The 18774-nt window shown below is 44.3% G+C and carries 14 protein-coding genes and 15 tRNA genes; 10 read left to right on the top strand and 19 right to left on the bottom strand.

Annotation, left to right across the window (positions count from 1 at the left end; all coding sequences use genetic code 11):
- The first annotated feature begins 132 nt into the window (after positions 1-132).
- Positions 133-786: an RluA family pseudouridine synthase gene (locus K0I73_RS11880; protein ID WP_220061331.1), complete on the top strand. Its 654-nt coding sequence runs from the start codon at positions 133-135 to the stop codon at positions 784-786.
- A gap of 164 nt (positions 787-950) precedes the next feature.
- On the opposite strand, the gene K0I73_RS11885 is transcribed toward K0I73_RS11880, so the two are convergent.
- The 8 genes from K0I73_RS11885 to K0I73_RS11920 all read right to left on the bottom strand — a co-directional run bounded on the left by K0I73_RS11885 (position 951) and on the right by K0I73_RS11920 (position 9701).
- Positions 951-1358: a hypothetical protein gene (locus tag K0I73_RS11885; RefSeq protein WP_220061332.1), complete on the bottom strand. Its 408-nt coding sequence runs from the start codon at positions 1356-1358 to the stop codon at positions 951-953.
- A gap of 290 nt (positions 1359-1648) precedes the next feature.
- Positions 1649-2872 (bottom strand): serine/threonine transporter SstT, encoded by a 1224-nt coding sequence (gene sstT, locus K0I73_RS11890; RefSeq protein WP_220061333.1) that lies wholly within the window; start codon positions 2870-2872, stop codon positions 1649-1651.
- Positions 2873-3157: 285 nt separating this feature from the next.
- Complete coding sequence (locus K0I73_RS11895; RefSeq protein ID WP_220061334.1) at positions 3158-4057, bottom strand: chemotaxis protein CheV; 900 nt, start codon at positions 4055-4057, stop codon at positions 3158-3160.
- A 95-nt stretch (positions 4058-4152) separates the two neighbouring features.
- Positions 4153-5673 carry a phospholipase D family protein gene (locus K0I73_RS11900; RefSeq protein WP_220061335.1) on the bottom strand — a complete coding sequence of 507 codons (1521 nt, stop codon included), beginning with the start codon at positions 5671-5673 and terminating at the stop codon, positions 4153-4155.
- Positions 5674-5741: 68 nt separating this feature from the next.
- Positions 5742-6212, bottom strand: a complete 471-nt coding sequence (locus K0I73_RS11905) for a dual specificity protein phosphatase family protein (RefSeq protein ID WP_220061336.1) — start codon at positions 6210-6212, stop codon at positions 5742-5744.
- 44 nt (positions 6213-6256) lie between these two features.
- Entirely contained in the window at positions 6257-7555 is a 1299-nt protein-coding gene (locus tag K0I73_RS11910; RefSeq protein WP_220061337.1) for a DEAD/DEAH box helicase, read from the bottom strand.
- 71 nt (positions 7556-7626) lie between these two features.
- A complete protein-coding gene (locus K0I73_RS11915; protein WP_258405180.1) occupies positions 7627-8205 on the bottom strand; it encodes a methylated-DNA--[protein]-cysteine S-methyltransferase in 579 nt (192 codons plus the stop codon).
- Positions 8202-9701 (bottom strand): DNA-3-methyladenine glycosylase 2 family protein, encoded by a 1500-nt coding sequence (locus K0I73_RS11920; protein WP_220061338.1) that lies wholly within the window; start codon positions 9699-9701, stop codon positions 8202-8204. Before K0I73_RS11920 ends, K0I73_RS11915 begins: the two co-directional genes overlap by 4 nt.
- Positions 9702-9978: 277 nt before the next feature.
- On the opposite strand from K0I73_RS11920, the gene K0I73_RS11925 reads away from it, so the two are divergent.
- Positions 9979-11808: an ABC transporter ATP-binding protein gene (locus K0I73_RS11925; RefSeq protein ID WP_220061339.1), complete on the top strand. Its 1830-nt coding sequence runs from the start codon at positions 9979-9981 to the stop codon at positions 11806-11808.
- A 57-nt stretch (positions 11809-11865) separates the two neighbouring features.
- On the opposite strand, the gene K0I73_RS11930 is transcribed toward K0I73_RS11925, so the two are convergent.
- The 11 genes from K0I73_RS11930 to gltX all read right to left on the bottom strand — a co-directional run bounded on the left by K0I73_RS11930 (position 11866) and on the right by gltX (position 15843).
- Entirely contained in the window at positions 11866-12369 is a 504-nt protein-coding gene (locus K0I73_RS11930) for a cytochrome P460 family protein (RefSeq protein WP_258405181.1), read from the bottom strand.
- Positions 12370-12854: 485 nt separating this feature from the next.
- Positions 12855-12930 (bottom strand) — tRNA-Ala (locus K0I73_RS11935).
- Between the two features lie 65 nt (positions 12931-12995).
- A tRNA-Glu gene (locus tag K0I73_RS11940) sits at positions 12996-13071 on the bottom strand.
- A 106-nt stretch (positions 13072-13177) separates the two neighbouring features.
- A tRNA-Glu gene (locus K0I73_RS11945) sits at positions 13178-13253 on the bottom strand.
- A 106-nt stretch (positions 13254-13359) separates the two neighbouring features.
- Positions 13360-13435, bottom strand: a tRNA-Glu gene (locus K0I73_RS11950).
- 106 nt (positions 13436-13541) lie between these two features.
- Positions 13542-13617: transfer RNA gene (locus K0I73_RS11955), tRNA-Glu, on the bottom strand.
- A 106-nt stretch (positions 13618-13723) separates the two neighbouring features.
- Positions 13724-13799, bottom strand: a tRNA-Glu gene (locus K0I73_RS11960).
- Positions 13800-13905: 106 nt separating this feature from the next.
- Positions 13906-13981, bottom strand: a tRNA-Glu gene (locus K0I73_RS11965).
- 106 nt (positions 13982-14087) lie between these two features.
- A tRNA-Glu gene (locus K0I73_RS11970) sits at positions 14088-14163 on the bottom strand.
- A 90-nt stretch (positions 14164-14253) separates the two neighbouring features.
- Positions 14254-14329 (bottom strand) — tRNA-Ala (locus K0I73_RS11975).
- A gap of 104 nt (positions 14330-14433) precedes the next feature.
- A complete protein-coding gene (gltX, locus tag K0I73_RS11980; protein WP_220061340.1) occupies positions 14434-15843 on the bottom strand; it encodes a glutamate--tRNA ligase in 1410 nt (469 codons plus the stop codon).
- A gap of 464 nt (positions 15844-16307) precedes the next feature.
- Between gltX and K0I73_RS11985 the strand changes: the two genes are divergently transcribed.
- From K0I73_RS11985 to K0I73_RS12020, 8 genes are all read left to right on the top strand, one after another.
- Positions 16308-16383: transfer RNA gene (locus tag K0I73_RS11985), tRNA-Val, on the top strand.
- Positions 16384-16417: 34 nt separating this feature from the next.
- Positions 16418-16493 (top strand) — tRNA-Val (locus K0I73_RS11990).
- 59 nt (positions 16494-16552) lie between these two features.
- Positions 16553-16628 (top strand) — tRNA-Val (locus K0I73_RS11995).
- Between the two features lie 40 nt (positions 16629-16668).
- Positions 16669-16744: transfer RNA gene (locus K0I73_RS12000), tRNA-Val, on the top strand.
- A gap of 34 nt (positions 16745-16778) precedes the next feature.
- Positions 16779-16854 (top strand) — tRNA-Val (locus K0I73_RS12005).
- Positions 16855-16894: 40 nt separating this feature from the next.
- A tRNA-Val gene (locus K0I73_RS12010) sits at positions 16895-16970 on the top strand.
- Positions 16971-17120: 150 nt separating this feature from the next.
- The gene (locus tag K0I73_RS12015) at positions 17121-17348 is read left to right on the top strand and encodes a hypothetical protein (RefSeq protein WP_220061341.1); all 228 of its coding nucleotides are present in this window, start codon (positions 17121-17123) and stop codon (positions 17346-17348) included.
- A gap of 134 nt (positions 17349-17482) precedes the next feature.
- Positions 17483-18712: an MFS transporter gene (locus tag K0I73_RS12020; RefSeq protein WP_220061342.1), complete on the top strand. Its 1230-nt coding sequence runs from the start codon at positions 17483-17485 to the stop codon at positions 18710-18712.
- The last annotated feature ends 62 nt before the right edge of the window (positions 18713-18774 follow it).

Raw genomic sequence — 18774 nt, forward strand, 5'->3', positions numbered from 1 at the left:
GCTAGATGAATTAGCACGTAAAGCTACCAGAAGAACCTATTTGTGGCTAGCCTCCTTGAGGCTTGTCCTAACCAGCAATAGAAGATATGCATTAAGGTCAGTATTTGATAGGATCACGGCGAAGGAGAACTCATGAAAATTTTTACATATCAGCCCCCCTCGATCCCTTGGCTGGACATTCGCTATCAAGACCGCGACATCATCGTCATAAACAAACCTTCAGGTTTATTGTCTAATCCTGGGCGAGCTGAAAATACCTTCGACTCTGCTATTAACAGGCTATTGCAACGCTATCCAGAAGCCATCTTGGTCCACAGACTCGATTGTGCAACTTCAGGGATCATGGTATTTGCGTTAAATAAAAAAGCAGAATCAAATATCAAGACTCAATTTCAAAATCGAGTCACCGGAAAATATTATGTCGCATTAGTGCAAGGGGTTATTACTGATGATAGTGGCAAAATCGATCTCGCGATGAAAGCCGACATCAGCCAACCACCGCTGCAGCTAATTGCCGATGATGGAAAGAGTGCGACGACCTATTTTGAGGTACTTGAGAGAAGAGTTGACACAACTTTAGTAAAACTAAAACCTATTACCGGCAGAACTCACCAACTGCGTCTGCACATGAAAGCGATTGGCCACACCATACTAGGTGATGACTTTTATGGTGACGACAATATCATGACTGCATCTGATCGCTTATGCTTACATGCTGAGCATCTACAAATAAATCACCCCTTTAGTCACAAAGTCGTTAAATTTTATAGCAAGCATCCCTTCTAGTACTAAAGCCGCTTAGCACTTAAGCAACAGAGAGCTGATTTACATAATAGATTAGCCATGACCACAGAGAGCTTGTCTAAAGTCATGGCTAACATATATAGCGCTGCAATTCACTAATCTAGTAGGACAGACAAGTCAACTGACTAAAGCCTTACATCACACACTTATGCCGCTGCACGTTTTGCAGTATAAAAACATTCTGCACTGTTACAAAAATGGAGACTATTATCGTCACATAGCAGGAAGTACTCACCAAACAGGTTGCCGCCTAAATCTTCAAGTTTCAAACCATTCTCAACCACAGTCCCCTGCATCTCGTCTAAACTATGGCAGCCATCGGTATACCAAGTCTCTAAAAACAGCTTGTCACCTTGACGATAAAGAGTAATTTTATCCCCCAAAGAAGGACGTTCATCAATCCACTGACCAATAATTTCCCGTGTATCCATATCTCGCTCCTGCCAACTAAGGCGCTTACGCTTTTCGACGACTGACATCTCTATCACTTGAAGCAATGACTGCGAACCATTTGCGATGGCTTTATCTAACATTACTCGAAGCTTTGTATCCATATTTATCTAACCTCAACCGACCACAAATGTTGCAGCATTGTAAATGACGTAAACCCTAAACCAATCAATTACAACTAGTTTTTTTACTTTACAGGTGAAATTGTATCTTACAAGTGAAATAATAACGCGATCTAAATCACTTTTAATGCATTAGTTTAGTGAAATTTAATACAAATTACCTACTGCGTAAAACCCTCTTTCTTTTTAACAATTGACAAATTACGCTTAACGCCGCCGACAAGTATAAAAAAAGGAGCCATTGGCTCCTTATTTACGTCTCAGATATCACGCTAGCTGTTTTCAGATCTTTCAGCGGCTTCACATGCCGATGCCGTAAACAGAACATCTGTCGAACTATTCAATGCGGTTTCCGCTGAGTCTTGGATAACACCAATAATAAATCCAACGGCAACGACCTGCATTGCATCTTCATTACTGATCCCAAATAAGCTACACGCTAATGGGATTAATAATAGAGAACCACCAGCCACACCAGAGGCACCACATGCCGATACGGCTGCAACCACGCTAAGCAAAATTGCCGTCAATATATCAACCTGAACACCAAGGGTATGCGCTGCCGCCAAGGTAAGGACGGTAATAGTGATCGCAGCTCCGCCCATGTTAATAGTGGCTCCCAGCGGAATGGAAACTGAATAAGTGTCTTCATGTAATTTAAGCTTTTCACATAACGCCATATTGACTGGAATATTAGCTGCACTTGAACGCGTAAAGAATGCAGTAACACCACTTTCACGTAGGCAGGTAAAGACTAACGGATAAGGATTGCGTCTGATTTTAAACCAAACAATCAATGGATTAACGACTAGTGCAATAATCAACATCGTCCCTAACAGCACAATAAGTAGATGAGCATAACCAGCAATAGCTTCAAAGCCCGTTTCTGCAAACGTATTCGCCACCAAACCGAATATGCCAATTGGTGCCAAACGAATAACAAAACGAACCATTTGTGATACGCCATGGCTTATATCGGCAAATACTGTCTTGGTGGTCTCGCTCCCTTGATGAAGCACAATACCTAAACCGACACCCCATGCCAAAATACCAATATAGTTGCCTGTCATTAGCGCATGTACAGGGTTATCCACAATCTTAAATAGCAGTGTATTGATAACTTCAGCTATCCCTTCTGGGGGGGCAGTCCCGTCAGCCGCAGTGACCAAGGCCAATGTTGTCGGGAACATAAAACTCATAGTGACAGCCGTTATCGCCGCAGCAAAGGTACCAAATAGGTATAAAAAAATGATAGGACGCATGTTAGTTTTAGCGTTTTTCTTTTGATTAGCAATTGATGCGGCAACCAAAATAAATACCAAAATCGGCGCTATCGCCTTAAGGGCACCGACAAAAAGATCACCTAAAAACGCAATACTTTTCGCAGAAGAGGGAAAAAATGATGCTAACAATATCCCCGCAATAATCCCCAACATAATTTGTAGCACAAGGCTACCATCTGCCAATTTGGCAAATAAAGAACGGCTTTGATTCATTGATTGACCTATGATTGTTATTGTTAAAATTTAACCTTATATATCACGCTTTTTTAGAAGTTAAATTATCTGACTATCCTCCGATGCCGCTATTTAATATTGAATAGGCATAACGGAGAATAATTTAGCATTTAAAGGGCGACACGACTATCACCATCTCGCCAGTTGATCCAAGGTTAAACTTCCTTCATCTTGAAGTTTTATAGAAACAGAGTGACCTTGTCTAGCGATCAGGTCAATTTAGCAAGTGATATTACTCATTAGCATCATAACCATAACAAAATGCTAATGTTTCAGTTGTCTATGACTCTCTGCGCCTCTAAGCATAGCCTCGATCAACTCATGGGCATCAAATTTAGTTAACGCCTCATTTGCCCCCACTTGATGTGCCTGACTGACACTTATCTCGCTAGAGAGTGAGGTATGTAAGATGATATAAGCATTAGCAAGTGAAGGCGTATTTTTGACTTCAAACGCCAGTTCATAACCATCGAGCCCCGGCATTTCAATATCACTAACGAGAAGGTCGACAGGTCGCCCCTCTTGATAAGCATGCTCCATAATCGATAACGCCTCACGACCATCGGATGTCACTAAATAAGGAATATTAATACTGTCTAACGCGTCAGAGAGTTGCTTACGGGCGACCAGAGAATCATCCACTAATAGGATATTAAGCGGCTTTAAAATCTCACGTTGCACATCGGTCAAAATCGCACGAGTCGTTTCAGGGCTGGAGGGAAACACTTTTGACAGCAATAACTCGACATCAAGCAGTTGTACCAGCTTATCATCGACTCTAGTGACGCCTGTTAAATAGGCGTTCTTTCCTAAATTATTTGGCGGCGATTCGATATCGCGCCAATTACACTCAATAATTTTATCGATTGAACGCACCAAAAAACCCATCACCATTCGCTGACAATCGGTAATAATAATATAAGCGTTTGCCCTTTCCGCTTCGGCGATCGGAGGATATCCTACCGCTGCAGCCATATCGATAATGGGTATGGTATGCCCGCGAACAGTCGCAGCGCCAATGATAGTATGATGTGACTTAGGAATAGCACTTAATGTCGTATAGGGCACTAGCTCTCTTATTTTTAGTGTCCCCAAAGCAAATAATTGACTGTGTGATAGTCTAAACAACAATAATCCCTGAGATTGACTTGCCTTACTTTTCATAATCTTACCAACATTAATTTAGGCCTCGTCTTATAAGATTAACCCTAGCACATCAGTCCGATATTGACGATGCTCAACCTAAGATAATTTACCAACTACAACTGAGACTCTATAGGAAATAAGCCAATAAAATCTGCCATGAATTTTCGCCAAAAACTCGCTTGAGGCTCTGCATAATAGGTCTTTGACTGACACTGATCAAACCAAATAAGCTCACCCTCTTCTATCGCCACACGATAGCTATTATTGTGTAATGCCTTATCTATCGCATCTAACATGGACGACGCAAACCTTGGACTATCGAAAATGATGCCTAGCTCAGTATTAATCCACGCCGAACGCGGATCAAAATTAAAGGAGCCAACAAAAACAGCCTCAGAATCGAGCACAAATGTCTTCGCATGAAGGCTCGATCGAGAACTTCCCTTCCACGCTGATGGACGATGATTTATATCCACCTTCATTTCATAGATAGTGACACCATTTTCCACTAGTTGTTTACGGTATTTCTGATACCCCGCATGAACAGCCAACACATCGGTAGCGGCAAGACTATTGGTGATTATTGTCACCTTAATCCCTGATTTAACTGCCGCAATAAAGGCTTCTGTACCTGATGGTGTCGGCACAAAATAGGGCGAAACTAACAATACCTGCTGTTTAGCTTGAGACAGAAAGTGAGTAAGATCAGACATTAGCCATTGCTGACGACTATCCGACGTTGCTTTCTCAGGAGGATCATATACCACCTTTGCATCGCCCCAAAACCATTCAATGTCAGCTTTGCGGATCTCACTTAACAACTCACTAAACTCTAAACGGTCAAGATATTCATCGCCTTCAAAGTTGGCTTTTCGCTCAGCCATTTTTGCTTCGGCGTTAACTTGCATCTGTGGTGTAGTCGGCTCGACTAAACTTTCAATCTCATAGACAACAGACGCATTCCAATAAAGATCAAACTGATCTGAAACCTTATCTACAGCCGCACCTATGGTCAGCAGGTCAAAATCACCGAAATCAACTTCTTCATTTTTGGAAAAATACTCGTTGCCTATATTCCGTCCACCGACGACAGTGATGAGGTTATCGACCGTAAGGGATTTATTGTGCATCCGATGATTGAGCCTAGCGAAGCCGGTCAACATACCTAGACTACGAAACGTTCTGTCATACGAAGGATTAAATAAACGGATCGCAATGTTTGGATGGCTGGCTAATAACATTAACCCCTCATCAAGATTTTTAGTGGTTAAATCATCGAGCAGAATTCTAATTCGCACCCCTCTATCTGCAGCATCAAGGAGCTTCCACATTAGCATCCTGCCCGTTTCGTCATCATGATAGATGTAATATTGCAGATCGATACTTGAGCTGGCCGCTTTAACGACGGCCAAACGAGCAATAAAAGCATCAACGCCTGACCCTAATGGCAACACACCTGTTTTTTTAGGATGTTCGGCTAATGCTGGTTGAAGAAATGCGTAAAGAGAGGAATCAATCGGTGCATCAACTTTATAACTCGGGATTTTTGTTGCAACAGGAACAGTAGATGAACAACCCACTAAGATGAGAAGTAAACAAACGATAACTCCAGTCAGCGAGAACTTGTTAAACATAAGCCACTAATAGCCTCATGTTAATAATCCTAGATCAATAGCCTATGAGCTAACATAGGCTAATCAATTCAGTCTTGTAAAGTGTATAATACGTCAAACGCGAACTGATCCCACCCTTCGGCGCTAAACGCGATATCACGAATAGCACGAACTTGGCTCACCGCATGCAGCGGCGCGGCGCCATTACTCATCAAATAGTAAGCCATTAATAAACCGGTTCTATCTTTACCTGAGCGGCAATGAACCATCACAGCAATATCATCCGCTTCACACTGCTTTATGAACTCAAGCGCTTTAGGTAACTGCTCGGCGCATATTTCAACATCACCTTCAAGAGGAGGCACATTACTCGAAAAGGGGATACAGGCATAACGAATACCATGACGAGCAAACTCTTGTGGCTCACACATGTCGCCACGATTAACTGACAACACGGCACCGATACCACCTTGCTTCAAGTCGGCAATATCCCAATTTTCTTTATTAGGACCACACCGTCCTGCCACTCGTCCTTCTACCAACCAAAAAAGGTGTTGCATAACCCTTCCTTCTATTCACAAATTAACAGAGAAAACGAATGACACTATGACTTAGTTCCCCATAGCTGTTCATTGATCTTAGGTAACTTTTTACGCTTCTTCTTTCCCGAACCTTCTGGCTTAGCCATCGGCTTTTCCATCCGAGAAGCACAATCTTCAGGCGCTTCGTCGTCGGCTTCAAATCCAGGGTACTGCTCTCGTTCTAAGCGAAATTTGTTCTTCTTCTCTATAACCGTAAAGTGATGATAATCTTCATGGCTGATCAAAGAGATAGCCTCACCAGCGACGCCTGCACGACCACTACGCCCGATGCGATGCATATGATCAGCAGGACTTCTAGGTAACTCATAGTTTATGACGACTGGTAACTTGTCGATATCAATACCACGAGCGGCGATATCAGTGGCAATCAAAACCGTTATCTCACCGCGCTTAAACCCATCAAGCAGACGCGTTCTGGTCCCCTGAGCCTTATCGCTGTGAAATACTTCTGCTGTGATCCCCTGTTTCGCCAACTTTTGAGCCACTCGATTACAGCTATTTTTGGCACTGGCAAAAACGAGCACTTGCTGCCAAGCATTACGCTTTATCAGCTCAGCAAGCAATGCCGTTTTACGTTCTCGATTTACCGTAAATACGCGTTGAGTAATTGTTTGTTGCTCATCGTTTTGTAACAGGATCTCAACGGGCTGATGCAGCAACGCCGTTGTTAATTCACGCACCTCTTCAGGGAAGGTGGCAGAAAAGAGCAAAGTTTGTTTTTTCTCGGGCAATAGTGCCAAGATTTGATTCAACTCATCGGTAAAACCAAGATTAAGCATACGATCGGCTTCATCTAACACTAGGGTTTGTAGCTTACTGAGTTTTAACGCATTACTTGAGAGCAGATCTAATAGTCGTCCAGGTGTAGCCACTAAAACGTCAACACCACCGCGCAGCGCTAACATCTGGGTATTAACCGATACACCACCATATACCGCCAGTACCTTAGCTTTCGGCGCTAATGTCGCACCATAACTAACAAAACTATCGGCAACTTGCTGCGCCAACTCTCGCGTTGGCACTAACACTAATGCGCTAACATAGTTACCGCCAGAAGAACGCTGACCAGTGAGCTGCTGCAGCAAAGGGAGTGCAAAAGCAGCCGTTTTTCCCGATCCGGTATTGGCTCCTGCTAATAGGTCCCCCCCCGCTAGCACCACGGGGATAGCTTGCTGCTGTACCAGTGTTGGCTGGGTATACCCAAGCTCAACAAGACGAGATTGCAATGCTTCGCAGAGGTTAAGCTGACTAAAATGGCTCTGGCTTGGCATGTCAACATTGGAAAGGTTTTCTGAGGTCATAGCTAAAACGGAATACTCGAATTTTATATAGCCCAATATTGTACTGTAAAAGCATTCCAAAAGCTTACTATTTACCAGTTAGTCGTGCCAGTCTCTAACATGAGTAGCTGCTGTTTAATCCCAAGACCATAAGCGTAACCGGTTAATTTACCGCTCTTGCCGATGATTCGATGACAGGGGATAATAATTGCGATGTGATTAGCGCCATTAGCACTGCCGACAGCCCTCACCGCTTTGGGATTATCGATCAAGTTTGCAATATCACTGTAGCTACAGGATTGACCAAAAGGCTGGGCGAGTAATGCTTGCCAAACCTGATGCTGAAACACAGTGCCAACTGGCGCTAACGGCACGGTAAAATCGGTGAGTTGTCCTAACAGATACTGCTCGATCTCATTCTTGGCTCTATCTAAATGCGCTTTGGCTAGTAGCTTGTCCGCATCAGTAGCCGCAATTAAAGCGATACTCCTTGATGCCCAGCTGTCGGTCTCATTTGGGCTGAAGGTCAAATGAGACAGGCCAAATCGATTCGCAGCGATGACAATATTTCCAATTTTGGTCGTTAATTCTTGTCTTACGATTGGCGTAAAGTTAACTTCGCCATCATTTCTCGTCATTGCTCGATAGTTCTTTGCGCAAACCAAGGTCATTGTTGACTCCATAATTGAAAGGTTAAATAACTTCCCCAAGGTGAAATTTGGCCGCCCAAATACTCACTCATGGCTAAATAATGCTTCAGTTTTTCACTTTTAGAAGCTGTTACATCGAGAGAGTTAACTTGTCCAGTGGTCGATAAAGCGCCAAGCAACTGATTTCTAACAACGAGATCACTGGCTAACAAGATATTAGGCAAACTTAAGCCCCTTAGGCGCACATAATCTACCGTCCAGGGACCAATTCCCTTAATTGACAGCCATTCCTCAATCGAGGCTTGGGGGTTATCACGAATAAATCTTGCTAATGCGCATAACGCCTCCTTTCTAGCACCAGGCATTCGGAGACACTCAAGCGATGCGCCAGCAATCGCTTCTGCACTAGGAAATAATCTCACTTCATGACCCTCAAGCATCACTGTCTCACCATAATGATCAACTAATGCCTGTAACAGTTTTACCGATTGCGCGACGCTGACTTGTTGACCGAGAACCGCCCTACATGCCGCCTCAAATGGTGACCACACGCCGGGGATTCGAATACCGCTATTGATCTTGGGTAGATAATCCCCCAAGGCTAGGAGTCGGTTCTCCACTTCAATCAGATCGGCATCTAAATCCAGTATCCGCCGAATATTGGTGACCACAGCATTGAGATGAACAAGATCATCGGTGCAGTTCATCACAATCTTAACCTTGAAACAGCAGGACACTTCACAATGGGTCGCCTCGAAGTATCCGTGGACGCCATCGATTTGAAAACTGCGACCATAGTGATCCTCACCAGTCCACTCCATCCCGTCTACTGCCCGAAGGCGATAAAATTCTCGTTGATGTTGCCAATTAAAGGGCGGGCGATAAAAAAGTCGCAAATGAAGGCTCGTCGAATCTCCCCCTAATCGAGTTGGGGCATGATCACTTTTGCGTATCGCGCTGGGCGTCAGCTGTAACTGTTGCCGAAATAACTCGTTGAAACGCCGAACACTGTTAAAACCTGCCGCAAAAGCAACATCGGTGATCGGCAGGGCTGTTTCATGCAGTAACTGCTTGGCAAACATTAACTGTTGATACTGTGCATATTGTTTTGGCGATACCCCTAAATGCTGATGAAACAGAGAACGAAGATGTCGGCTAGTGATCCCCAATTTATCGGCGAGCGCTGTTATTGATATAGCATCTGGACCCGATAAGATCCCGTTGTTGATTAATGCGACAGCGCGATTTACCGTGGTTTGTGTCCCCATCCATGGATTGGACAGAGGTGCGCTATCGGGCCGACATCGCAAACAAGGTCTTAATCCTTTGTTAGCGGCGGCTAAAGCGGTATCAAAATAACCGACATTAGCCTCTTTCGCCGCTACTGCCGGACAAATGGGCCTGCAATAGATCCCAGTAGAGAAGACGCCAACGAAAAAAAGACCATCGAAACGTGAGTCTCGCGATAATCTTGCACGGCGAAAACTCTCTGTTGTAAATCGGTTGTCGCAATTCATTTGGGGCACTCGCTCCAAGGGCTATTCCATCGGGTTGAGCCAACTCTAATCCAAGCGGTCTGATGATACTAGCGGAAAACGGAACTCAACCAAATATGCCCAGCCCCAAACAGATCATTAGCGTACGAACGCCCCCATCTGTCAATTCCCCTTTCCAACAAGGGTTCTTTCAATAGTTTGGCTTTAGTTCAAGCTTGATAGACATTAATCATTAAGCTTCTGGTAATATGTGACATTCACAAAACTTATCCCTAGCTCTCAGTCTAAAAGGACATTAATGTTTAAGCTATTTGAATCATGGGTTGATGCACTGCCCGATGACGAGCCAATTCAGCCCCCTAAAGGGATCTACGCCTTTTGCAGGCATTACACCAAAGGTTTCGAAATCCCTCTGGTGATCATGTCAATTTTGACTGCAGCGTTGGCAATATTAGAAGTATCACTGTTTGCTTTTATGGGCGATCTAGTCGATCTGCTTGCTAGTCATACCCCTGAAACCCTGTTCGCCGAGCAAGGTGACAAGTTACTGACGATGGCTTTGTTGGTATTGGTTGTTATTCCCACATTAGTGCTGCTGCATGCCTTAGTGGTGTATCAAGGGCTATTGGGCAACTATCCCATGTCGATTCGTTGGCTAGCACATAGATACCTACTCAAACAAAGTGTCTCTTTTTATCAAAATGATTTTGCTGGACGCATAGCGACAAAAGTGATGCAAACCTCACTCGCAGTGCGTGAAACAGTGACTAAGCTGCTTGATGTCTTGGTCTATATTCTTGTTTATTTCCTATCCATGTTAGTGATCATCGCAGATGCTGATTTTAGATTAATGCTCCCCATGCTGATCTGGCTTGGCTTATACGCAGGTTTGCAGATCTATTTTTTACCCAAGCTCAAAAAGGTTTCTACAGAACAAGCCGATGCGCGCTCATCTATGACAGGGCGTATTGTCGATAGCTACACCAACATTGCTACGGTGAAATTGTTTTCTCACACCCAGAAAGAGGCCCAGTACGCCAAGGAGAGCATGACAGGATTCCTCGATACCGTCTATCGTCAGATGCGTCTGGTCACAGGGATAAACGTCAGCGTTCAAGTGATTAACTACCTGCTGGCCTTTACCATTGCTGCGGTCTCTATTTGGCTGTGGCGTGACAGTGCTATCACCATAGGTGCCATCGCCGTTGCGGTCAGCCTCTCTCTCAGGCTCAACGGTATGTCCCAATGGATCATGTGGGAGATAAGCTCACTGTTCGAAAATATTGGCACCGTGGCTGATGGCATGAACACACTCTCAAAGCCGACCACGATTCAAGATAGCGACAAAGCGACCACCTTAGAGGTTAGTGAAGGTAGAATTGACTTCGATGGGGTTAGTTTTCATTACGGTGAAGACACTGGCGTGATTGAAGCGCTTAATCTGAATATCAAAGCTGGCGAAAAAGTAGGCCTTGTTGGTCGCTCTGGTGCGGGGAAATCAACATTAGTTAACCTGTTAATGCGTTTTTACGACGTAGAGAAAGGCTCGGTGGCTATCGATGGTCAAGATATCAGAGAGGTCACCCAAGACTCTCTTCGTTCCTGTATAGGTATGGTAACCCAAGATACCTCACTCCTGCACCGCTCGATCCGCGACAATATACGTTACGGTAAGCCTGATGCGACAGAGCAGGAATTAGAGAATGCAATTAAACAAGCCCAAGCCTTTGACTTTATTCAAGCCTTAAGCGATCCAGAAGGAAATCACGGCTTAGATGCTCAAGTGGGTGAGCGCGGTGTTAAGCTCTCTGGTGGTCAACGTCAACGTATCGCTATTGCAAGGGTATTGCTGAAAAACGCACCGATTTTATTGCTTGATGAAGCCACATCGGCATTAGACTCTGAGATTGAAGCCGCAATCCAGGAGAGTTTGTATCAATTGATGGCAGGTAAAACCGTGATTGCGATTGCCCATCGCCTCTCCACTATCGCAGCGATGGACAGATTGATCGTATTGGATCAGGGAAAAATTGTGGAGCAAGGATCCCACAAAGAGTTGATTGCACAAGGTGGCATATACGCGCAGCTTTGGGCTCATCAAACTGGCGGTTTCTTAGGTATCGATTAGATCTCGCCCCCCCATTGCTTCCCTCTAAGATCAAAGAGAGGTCTTAGAGGGATATGACTATTTCGACGCTGGAAACTGAGCGGCCTCGGTAAACACCCAATCATGCTCTTTAACCGGAGTGTGACAAGAAATACAAACTTGCATTCCCCCAGCAAAAGGCATTTGCTGCATACCAACCCACCTTGCCCAGCCCCATCCATAAGTCTCTGAATATTTTTTAGAATCCTTAAACATAAACTCAGCATGGACAAACTCTTTCGGTCCAACAGCCGTTGGCCAGCTCCCCAACTGTGTCTCCTTCCACACCACCTTGCCAATAATACTACCGTCAGGCCATGGATTTATATGACCATTTCTAGCAGCTTCTACCGCAATGCTATTGCCTAAAATCGCCCTAACCGTCTTATTATCTGTGCGATGCGAAACCGCTATAGACGACCAATTTTGCCACCCTGCTGGATAAGCAATCCCATGAGAATCTGATGGTAGCTCATCTTGGGCACACACAAAGAACCCGATAAATGCCATGGATAAACACATAATTAAAATTCTAATATTCACTTTATATCCTCTTTGTCTGCTGCTTTAAGGCAGAAATGACAAATCATTCACCCAATTAGTCATCAAATTGTAGACTCAGTTACCTCTGGCTGCACAAGCGAGCTAATAGCAATTGCTATTTCACCAATGTAAGGACCAAACTTTTCTGCTTCTTCAAGCAACTAAAAAATATGCTTGATACCAATCAATATAGGAAAATGAACGATTCACGATGTTTTCGGCAACGAATTCGAGGCGAGTCCCGACTTCATGGATTTAGGATGATTTAGGAATTAGGATGATTTAGGAATTAGGAATTAGGATAACGTATGGAGGTGTTATTAAGGGTGCCAGAGCCGAGGATAAATTAAGGGCATTCCCCCTGAAAGGCTACGCTCTCGCTGACCGATCGGCTCTTTATACTGATTGGCATAACGAGCGGAAAGTAAATTTTAGATAAAAAAAACCACCTTGCGGTGGTTTTTATGCGTACTTAAACGCTTATATGGTGGAGCCTAGCGGGATCGAACCGCTGACCTCAACACTGCCAGTGTTGCGCTCTCCCAGCTGAGCTAAGGCCCCAATTTCATGTAGCAATAAAGATATCACAGTCGATATCGTAAAGCAGATAACACAAAATTAAAATGTGGTATCCCATAGGGGATTCGAACCCCTGTTACCGCCGTGAAAGGGCGGTGTCCTAGGCCTCTAGACGAATGGGACACTTTTGATACGTTATACTCTGTATCGAGTGAATACTCATCGATGCCTGTAGGCTAAACATCAATGCTAGCGAATCGTTAACTTTACAGTCAACCACTCAAAAAAGTGGTATCCCATAGGGGATTCGAACCCCTGTTACCGCCGTGAAAGGGCGGTGTCCTAGGCCTCTAGACGAATGGGACACTTTTGATACGTTATACTCTGTATCGAGTGAATACTCATCGATGCCTGTAGGCTAAACATCAATGCTAGCGAATCGTTAACTTTACAGTCAACCACTCAAAAAAGTGGTATCCCATAGGGGATTCGAACCCCTGTTACCGCCGTGAAAGGGCGGTGTCCTAGGCCTCTAGACGAATGGGACACTTTTGATACGTTATACTCTGTATCGAGTGAATACTCATCGATGCCTGTAGGCTAAACATCAATGCTAGCGAATCGTTAACTTTACAGTCAACCACTCAAAAAAGTGGTATCCCATAGGGGATTCGAACCCCTGTTACCGCCGTGAAAGGGCGGTGTCCTAGGCCTCTAGACGAATGGGACACTTTTGATACGTTATACTCTGTATCGAGTGAATACTCATCGATGCCTGTAGGCTAAACATCAATGCTAGCGAATCGTTAACTTTACAGTCAACCACTCAAAAAAGTGGTATCCCATAGGGGATTCGAACCCCTGTTACCGCCGTGAAAGGGCGGTGTCCTAGGCCTCTAGACGAATGGGACACTTTTGATACGTTATACTCTGTATCGAGTGAATACTCATCGATGCCTGTAGGCTAAACATCAATGCTAGCGAATCGTTAACTTTACAGTCAACCACTCAAAAAAGTGGTATCCCATAGGGGATTCGAACCCCTGTTACCGCCGTGAAAGGGCGGTGTCCTAGGCCTCTAGACGAATGGGACACTTTTGATACGTTATACTCTGTATCGAGTGAATACTCATCGATGCCTGTAGGCTAAACATCAATGCTAGCGAATCGTTAACTTTACAGTCAACCACTCAAAAAAGTGGTATCCCATAGGGGATTCGAACCCCTGTTACCGCCGTGAAAGGGCGGTGTCCTAGGCCTCTAGACGAATGGGACACTTTTGATACGTTATACTCTGTATCGAGTGAATACTCGTTAAAGCCAGTAGGCTATCGCTTCAACGCTTAAACGCTTAAACAAATTAGATGGTGGAGCCTAGCGGGATCGAACCGCTGACCTCAACACTGCCAGTGTTGCGCTCTCCCAGCTGAGCTAAGGCCCCTAACCTAACTTGTTGCTTTTGAGTGTACCGCAAGCATTTGCTACGCTGTGTCTCAACTGCGAGGCGCATTCTATGCAGCACACCCAAAAGTGTCAACTCGTTTTTTAGGAATTTATTCTATTTGCTACAAATTCAATCGCTTTGGAGATTCTTTGTTCACAACGAGCCTTACCAACGAGGAATAGGGTTAAATCGACAGCTGGTGACATACCTGCACCGGTAACCGCTACACGAAGTGGCATGCCAACTTTACCCATACCGACTTCTAATTCAGCCGCAGTATCTTCGATAGCTTGGTGAATCCCTTCCAATGACCACTCAGGTAACGCTGCTAATTTTTTCTGAACCAATTGAAGCGGCTCTAATGCAACACCACGTAGATGCTTCTTAGCCGCAGTTTCATCAAAATCGGCAAAATCTTCATAGAAGTAACGACTAGAAGCTGCCAACTCCTTAAGTGTTTTAGCACGCTCAGCCAACGCGGTAACCACTTCAGCTAATGCAGGGCCATTGGTCGTATCGATCTTTTGATCCGCCATATGCCATTCAAGATGCTTAGCAACATATTCAGGGGCAAGCTCTTTCATATAATGCTGATTTAACCAAATTAGCTTGTCGGTATTAAATGCAGAAGCCGCCTTATTGATATCATCTAGCTTAAAGAACTGCTTCATCTCATCTATCGAAAACACCTCTTGGTCGCCATGTGACCAACCGAGACGGACTAAATAGTTAAGCAGTGCTTCAGGTAGATAACCATCATCACGATATTGCATAACACCAACAGCACCATGACGTTTAGACAGCTTGGCACCATCATCACCTAAGATCATTGCAACGTGTGCATATTCAGGGATCGGCGCACCGAGTGCTTTTAATATGTTAATTTGACGTGGAGTATTATTGATATGGTCTTCACCACGCACGACACAGGTGATCCCCATATCCCAGTCATCAACTACGACACAAAAATTATAAGTTGGCGTGCCATCGGTGCGAGCGATGATCAAATCATCAAGCAGTTCATTTGAGATCTCAATGCGACCACGGACGTGATCATCAAATACCACACTGCCCTCTGTTGGGTTTTTAAAACGAATAACAAACGGCTCATCTGTGTCGCGAGGGGCTTTATCACGGCAGCAACCATCATATTTCTGCTGTTCGCCGTTAGCAGCCTGTTCTTCACGCATCAATTCAATACGCTCACGGCTGCAGTAACACTTATATGCTGTGCCCTGCTCCAACATCTGAGCAATAATCTCATTGTAACGATCAAAACGTTTAGTTTGATAATATGGACCTTCATCCCACGTCAGCCCTAGCCACTCCATGCCATCTAAAATCGCCTCACATGCTTCGGGTGTAGAACGTTCAAGATCGGTATCTTCAATACGTAAAACAAATTCACCTTGGTTAGCACGGGCGTATAGCCATGAATATAATGCAGTACGAGCACCACCTACGTGTAAAAAGCCAGTAGGACTTGGAGCGAAACGCGTCTTAGTCGTCATAATGGGACACAAACCTATTTTCGAAAGTCTAAATTGTAGACTGAACTATTAAATGTGGCGGCTATTCTAACAGCCAAACAGCATAAGAGAAAATACTCTCCACGATTATCTATTAAGAGTTGGAACTATCTTTTGCGATAGATAATCAACAGGCGGCAAAATAGACCTGTTCTTTGGTTCTCTTCGCCTTCATTAAGTTAAGAAAAAACGATATGCACCTTTACATACCTCAGAAAAGCATAGGTTTATCTACTCAAGGTTTATTGTTTAACGAGCTCCTTATCCAAATGTTCAGCCCTAATATAAGCAATAAAGATAATTTTTAGTCAGTCTTAGAACTTGCTTCACGCTGTTTTGTTTAACATTAAGCCAAACCGCACAAATTTGAACCGGACTCCATGTTTTATCAAAAAAAAGCGTTGACAGTAGATCGTTCCCCCCTATAATACGGCCCCACACAGCGAGGTCGATTAGCTCAGCTGGGAGAGCACCTCCCTTACAAGGAGGGGGTCACTGGTTCGAGCCCAGTATCGACCACCATATTCTGTATGGCTGTACAATTTGAAATATCCCAGGTCGATTAGCTCAGCTGGGAGAGCACCTCCCTTACAAGGAGGGGGTCACTGGTTCGAGCCCAGTATCGACCACCATATTTCAGCCATTGGTTGAGATATTAAGTAGTTCAAATTAACGTTGTTAGATATTCCCAGGTCGATTAGCTCAGCTGGGAGAGCACCTCCCTTACAAGGAGGGGGTCACTGGTTCGAGCCCAGTATCGACCACCATCTCATCTAATGAGAGAATATCGAATATAATAATGTCCCAGGTCGATTAGCTCAGCTGGGAGAGCACCTCCCTTACAAGGAGGGGGTCACTGGTTCGAGCCCAGTATCGACCACCATTGTTATCAAATTGTTAGCCTAGTAATTATCCCAGGTCGATTAGCTCAGCTGGGAGAGCACCTCCCTTACAAGGAGGGGGTCACTGGTTCGAGCCCAGTATCGACCACCATATCTTCTTTACAAGATACGATAAATTACTCACCATCCCAGGTCGATTAGCTCAGCTGGGAGAGCACCTCCCTTACAAGGAGGGGGTCACTGGTTCGAGCCCAGTATCGACCACCATATTTCTTCTTTATGACTAGCAGCAGTGTTTTATAGTTAAATAACCTATAAGCAAGCCCCCTCAAGTTATTTTAAGTATTGCTAAACCCTCATCCTCAACTATTCTTCAATTATTACTTAGCAAAAATGCCGTTTAACTGGTGATAAAATATGGCCGATGTCACTCAATCAGCTTCGCTTGCTAGTATTGCAGCCTACTTAAAACTGACACACGGGTGCAACGAAGAGCAGGCTCTCATTGAAGCACAAGAGGTAATGCAAAACCTTGTTGCTATGCGCCAAAAAGGCTTCATTACTGGTTGGTATTTTGATGCTCATGGCCACTTAGAACTACTGCCCTCTGAAGCCATTCTTAAACGTATTGACCCACTAAAATAATCCCGAAGCGTTATTATTACCATCGCCTCCTTGTATCCTCTCGATAATATGTAAATAAAAAAGTTTACATATCTAAGTTTATTTGGGAGAGTATAAATATCTCTGGGAAAATGTAATGGACAACAAGGGAAGATATGAATTCCACTCACATCGCGACGAACCAAGATATTACCTCTGCCAAACAAATTTTAGCGGTAACCCTTATCGTTACGCTCATTAGTGTCGCGGGAATCGCACTCCCTTATCCCGTCTTAGCGCCACTTTTCGCAAATGGAAATTCATTGCTAACACAATTTCTTAACTTACCCAGTGAGTTATTACTTGGCATTGTTTTAGGAATTTATCCATTAGGGATCATCATTGGAAGCAGTATGATTGGGAGCTTATCGGATCGACATGGACGTAAGCGCCTTCTCACCTTGACGCTAATGGGTAGCGCAATAGGTTATGGGCTAACCGCAATGGCTGCCATATCGGAACAATACCTACTCTTTTGTATCGCGCGTCTGCTCACCGGGTTCTGTGAAGGTAATATTGCGATAGCAAGGGCTATCGCAGCAGATCTTCACCCCACGATAGACAAGACGCGAAGCTTCTCATTGATTAGTGCTATGGGTTATGGCGGTTACCTTATTGGCCCTCTAGCTGGCGGCTACTTACTTTATTTGGGCGTTGATAGCGTGTTTTGGGTTGCTGCTGCAGCCTGTTTAGCTTGTGCGGTCTTTAGTCATTGCCTACTCCCAGAGAAGCTCAATACCCCCTGCCACAATGCAAGCAAAAGTTCGAGTCTAACGCTTCTTAAAGATCCAGCATTAAAGCAATTTTTTATCATCTATTTGTTGTTGACGATGGGGGTCAATCTTTATTATGAGTTTTATCCTCTCCATCTGGTGAGGTTATTTGAGTACACTTCTATCAAAATAAGCTGGGCAACCGTGCTACTTACAGCATCAATGATAACGACCAGTGTATGGATAAACCCATGTATCCAGAAGCGACTCTCTCACGCGAGTGCGAGCTTGATAGGGATCGGCATATTTATCATGTCACTATTAAGCTTTCCATTTCTAGGACAATCCGCATTTCTTATCACTTTTGTAACCACTGGAGCGGGGATCGCCATTTATAGCGGATTTCTACCCTCTTACCTTTCGACGGCGTATCAAGATCGGCCACAGGGACAGTTGATGGGCATGTTAGTCACCATATTTTGCCTAGGTAATCTATTGGCAGCATTAGTCGGCGGAGTGTTAGCGATAGTAGATGTCAAAATAGCTTTGCTCGCTGGCTCACTAACAACATTTGTTGCATTCTGGCTATTTTATGTGGGACACAACCGACACAAGCTCTGGCCTCAAAATTGATACGCATCACAAAACCACCAAAAATGGGTGGAAAACCACCCACGGCATACTAAGAAACGGGC

The organism is Shewanella mesophila, from assembly GCF_019457515.1.
Taxonomy (GTDB): domain Bacteria; phylum Pseudomonadota; class Gammaproteobacteria; order Enterobacterales; family Shewanellaceae; genus Shewanella; species Shewanella mesophila.

Excerpts from the sequence above, each read along its gene's own strand:
- K0I73_RS11880 (WP_220061331.1), top strand. The coding sequence starts at position 133 with ATGAAAATTTTTACATATCAGCCCCCCTCGATCCCTTGGCTGGACATT.
- K0I73_RS11885 (WP_220061332.1), bottom strand. The coding sequence starts at position 1,358 with ATGGATACAAAGCTTCGAGTAATGTTAGATAAAGCCATCGCAAATGGT.
- sstT (WP_220061333.1), bottom strand. The coding sequence starts at position 2,872 with ATGAATCAAAGCCGTTCTTTATTTGCCAAATTGGCAGATGGTAGCCTT.
- K0I73_RS11895 (WP_220061334.1), bottom strand. The coding sequence starts at position 4,057 with ATGAAAAGTAAGGCAAGTCAATCTCAGGGATTATTGTTGTTTAGACTA.
- K0I73_RS11900 (WP_220061335.1), bottom strand. The coding sequence starts at position 5,673 with ATGTTTAACAAGTTCTCGCTGACTGGAGTTATCGTTTGTTTACTTCTC.
- K0I73_RS11905 (WP_220061336.1), bottom strand. The coding sequence starts at position 6,212 with ATGCAACACCTTTTTTGGTTGGTAGAAGGACGAGTGGCAGGACGGTGT.
- K0I73_RS11910 (WP_220061337.1), bottom strand. The coding sequence starts at position 7,555 with ATGACCTCAGAAAACCTTTCCAATGTTGACATGCCAAGCCAGAGCCAT.
- K0I73_RS11915 (WP_258405180.1), bottom strand. The coding sequence starts at position 8,205 with ATGACCTTGGTTTGCGCAAAGAACTATCGAGCAATGACGAGAAATGAT.
- K0I73_RS11920 (WP_220061338.1), bottom strand. The coding sequence starts at position 9,701 with ATGAATTGCGACAACCGATTTACAACAGAGAGTTTTCGCCGTGCAAGA.
- K0I73_RS11925 (WP_220061339.1), top strand. The coding sequence starts at position 9,979 with ATGTTTAAGCTATTTGAATCATGGGTTGATGCACTGCCCGATGACGAG.
- gltX (WP_220061340.1), bottom strand. The coding sequence starts at position 15,843 with ATGACGACTAAGACGCGTTTCGCTCCAAGTCCTACTGGCTTTTTACAC.
- K0I73_RS12015 (WP_220061341.1), top strand. The coding sequence starts at position 17,121 with ATGGCCGATGTCACTCAATCAGCTTCGCTTGCTAGTATTGCAGCCTAC.
- K0I73_RS12020 (WP_220061342.1), top strand. The coding sequence starts at position 17,483 with ATGAATTCCACTCACATCGCGACGAACCAAGATATTACCTCTGCCAAA.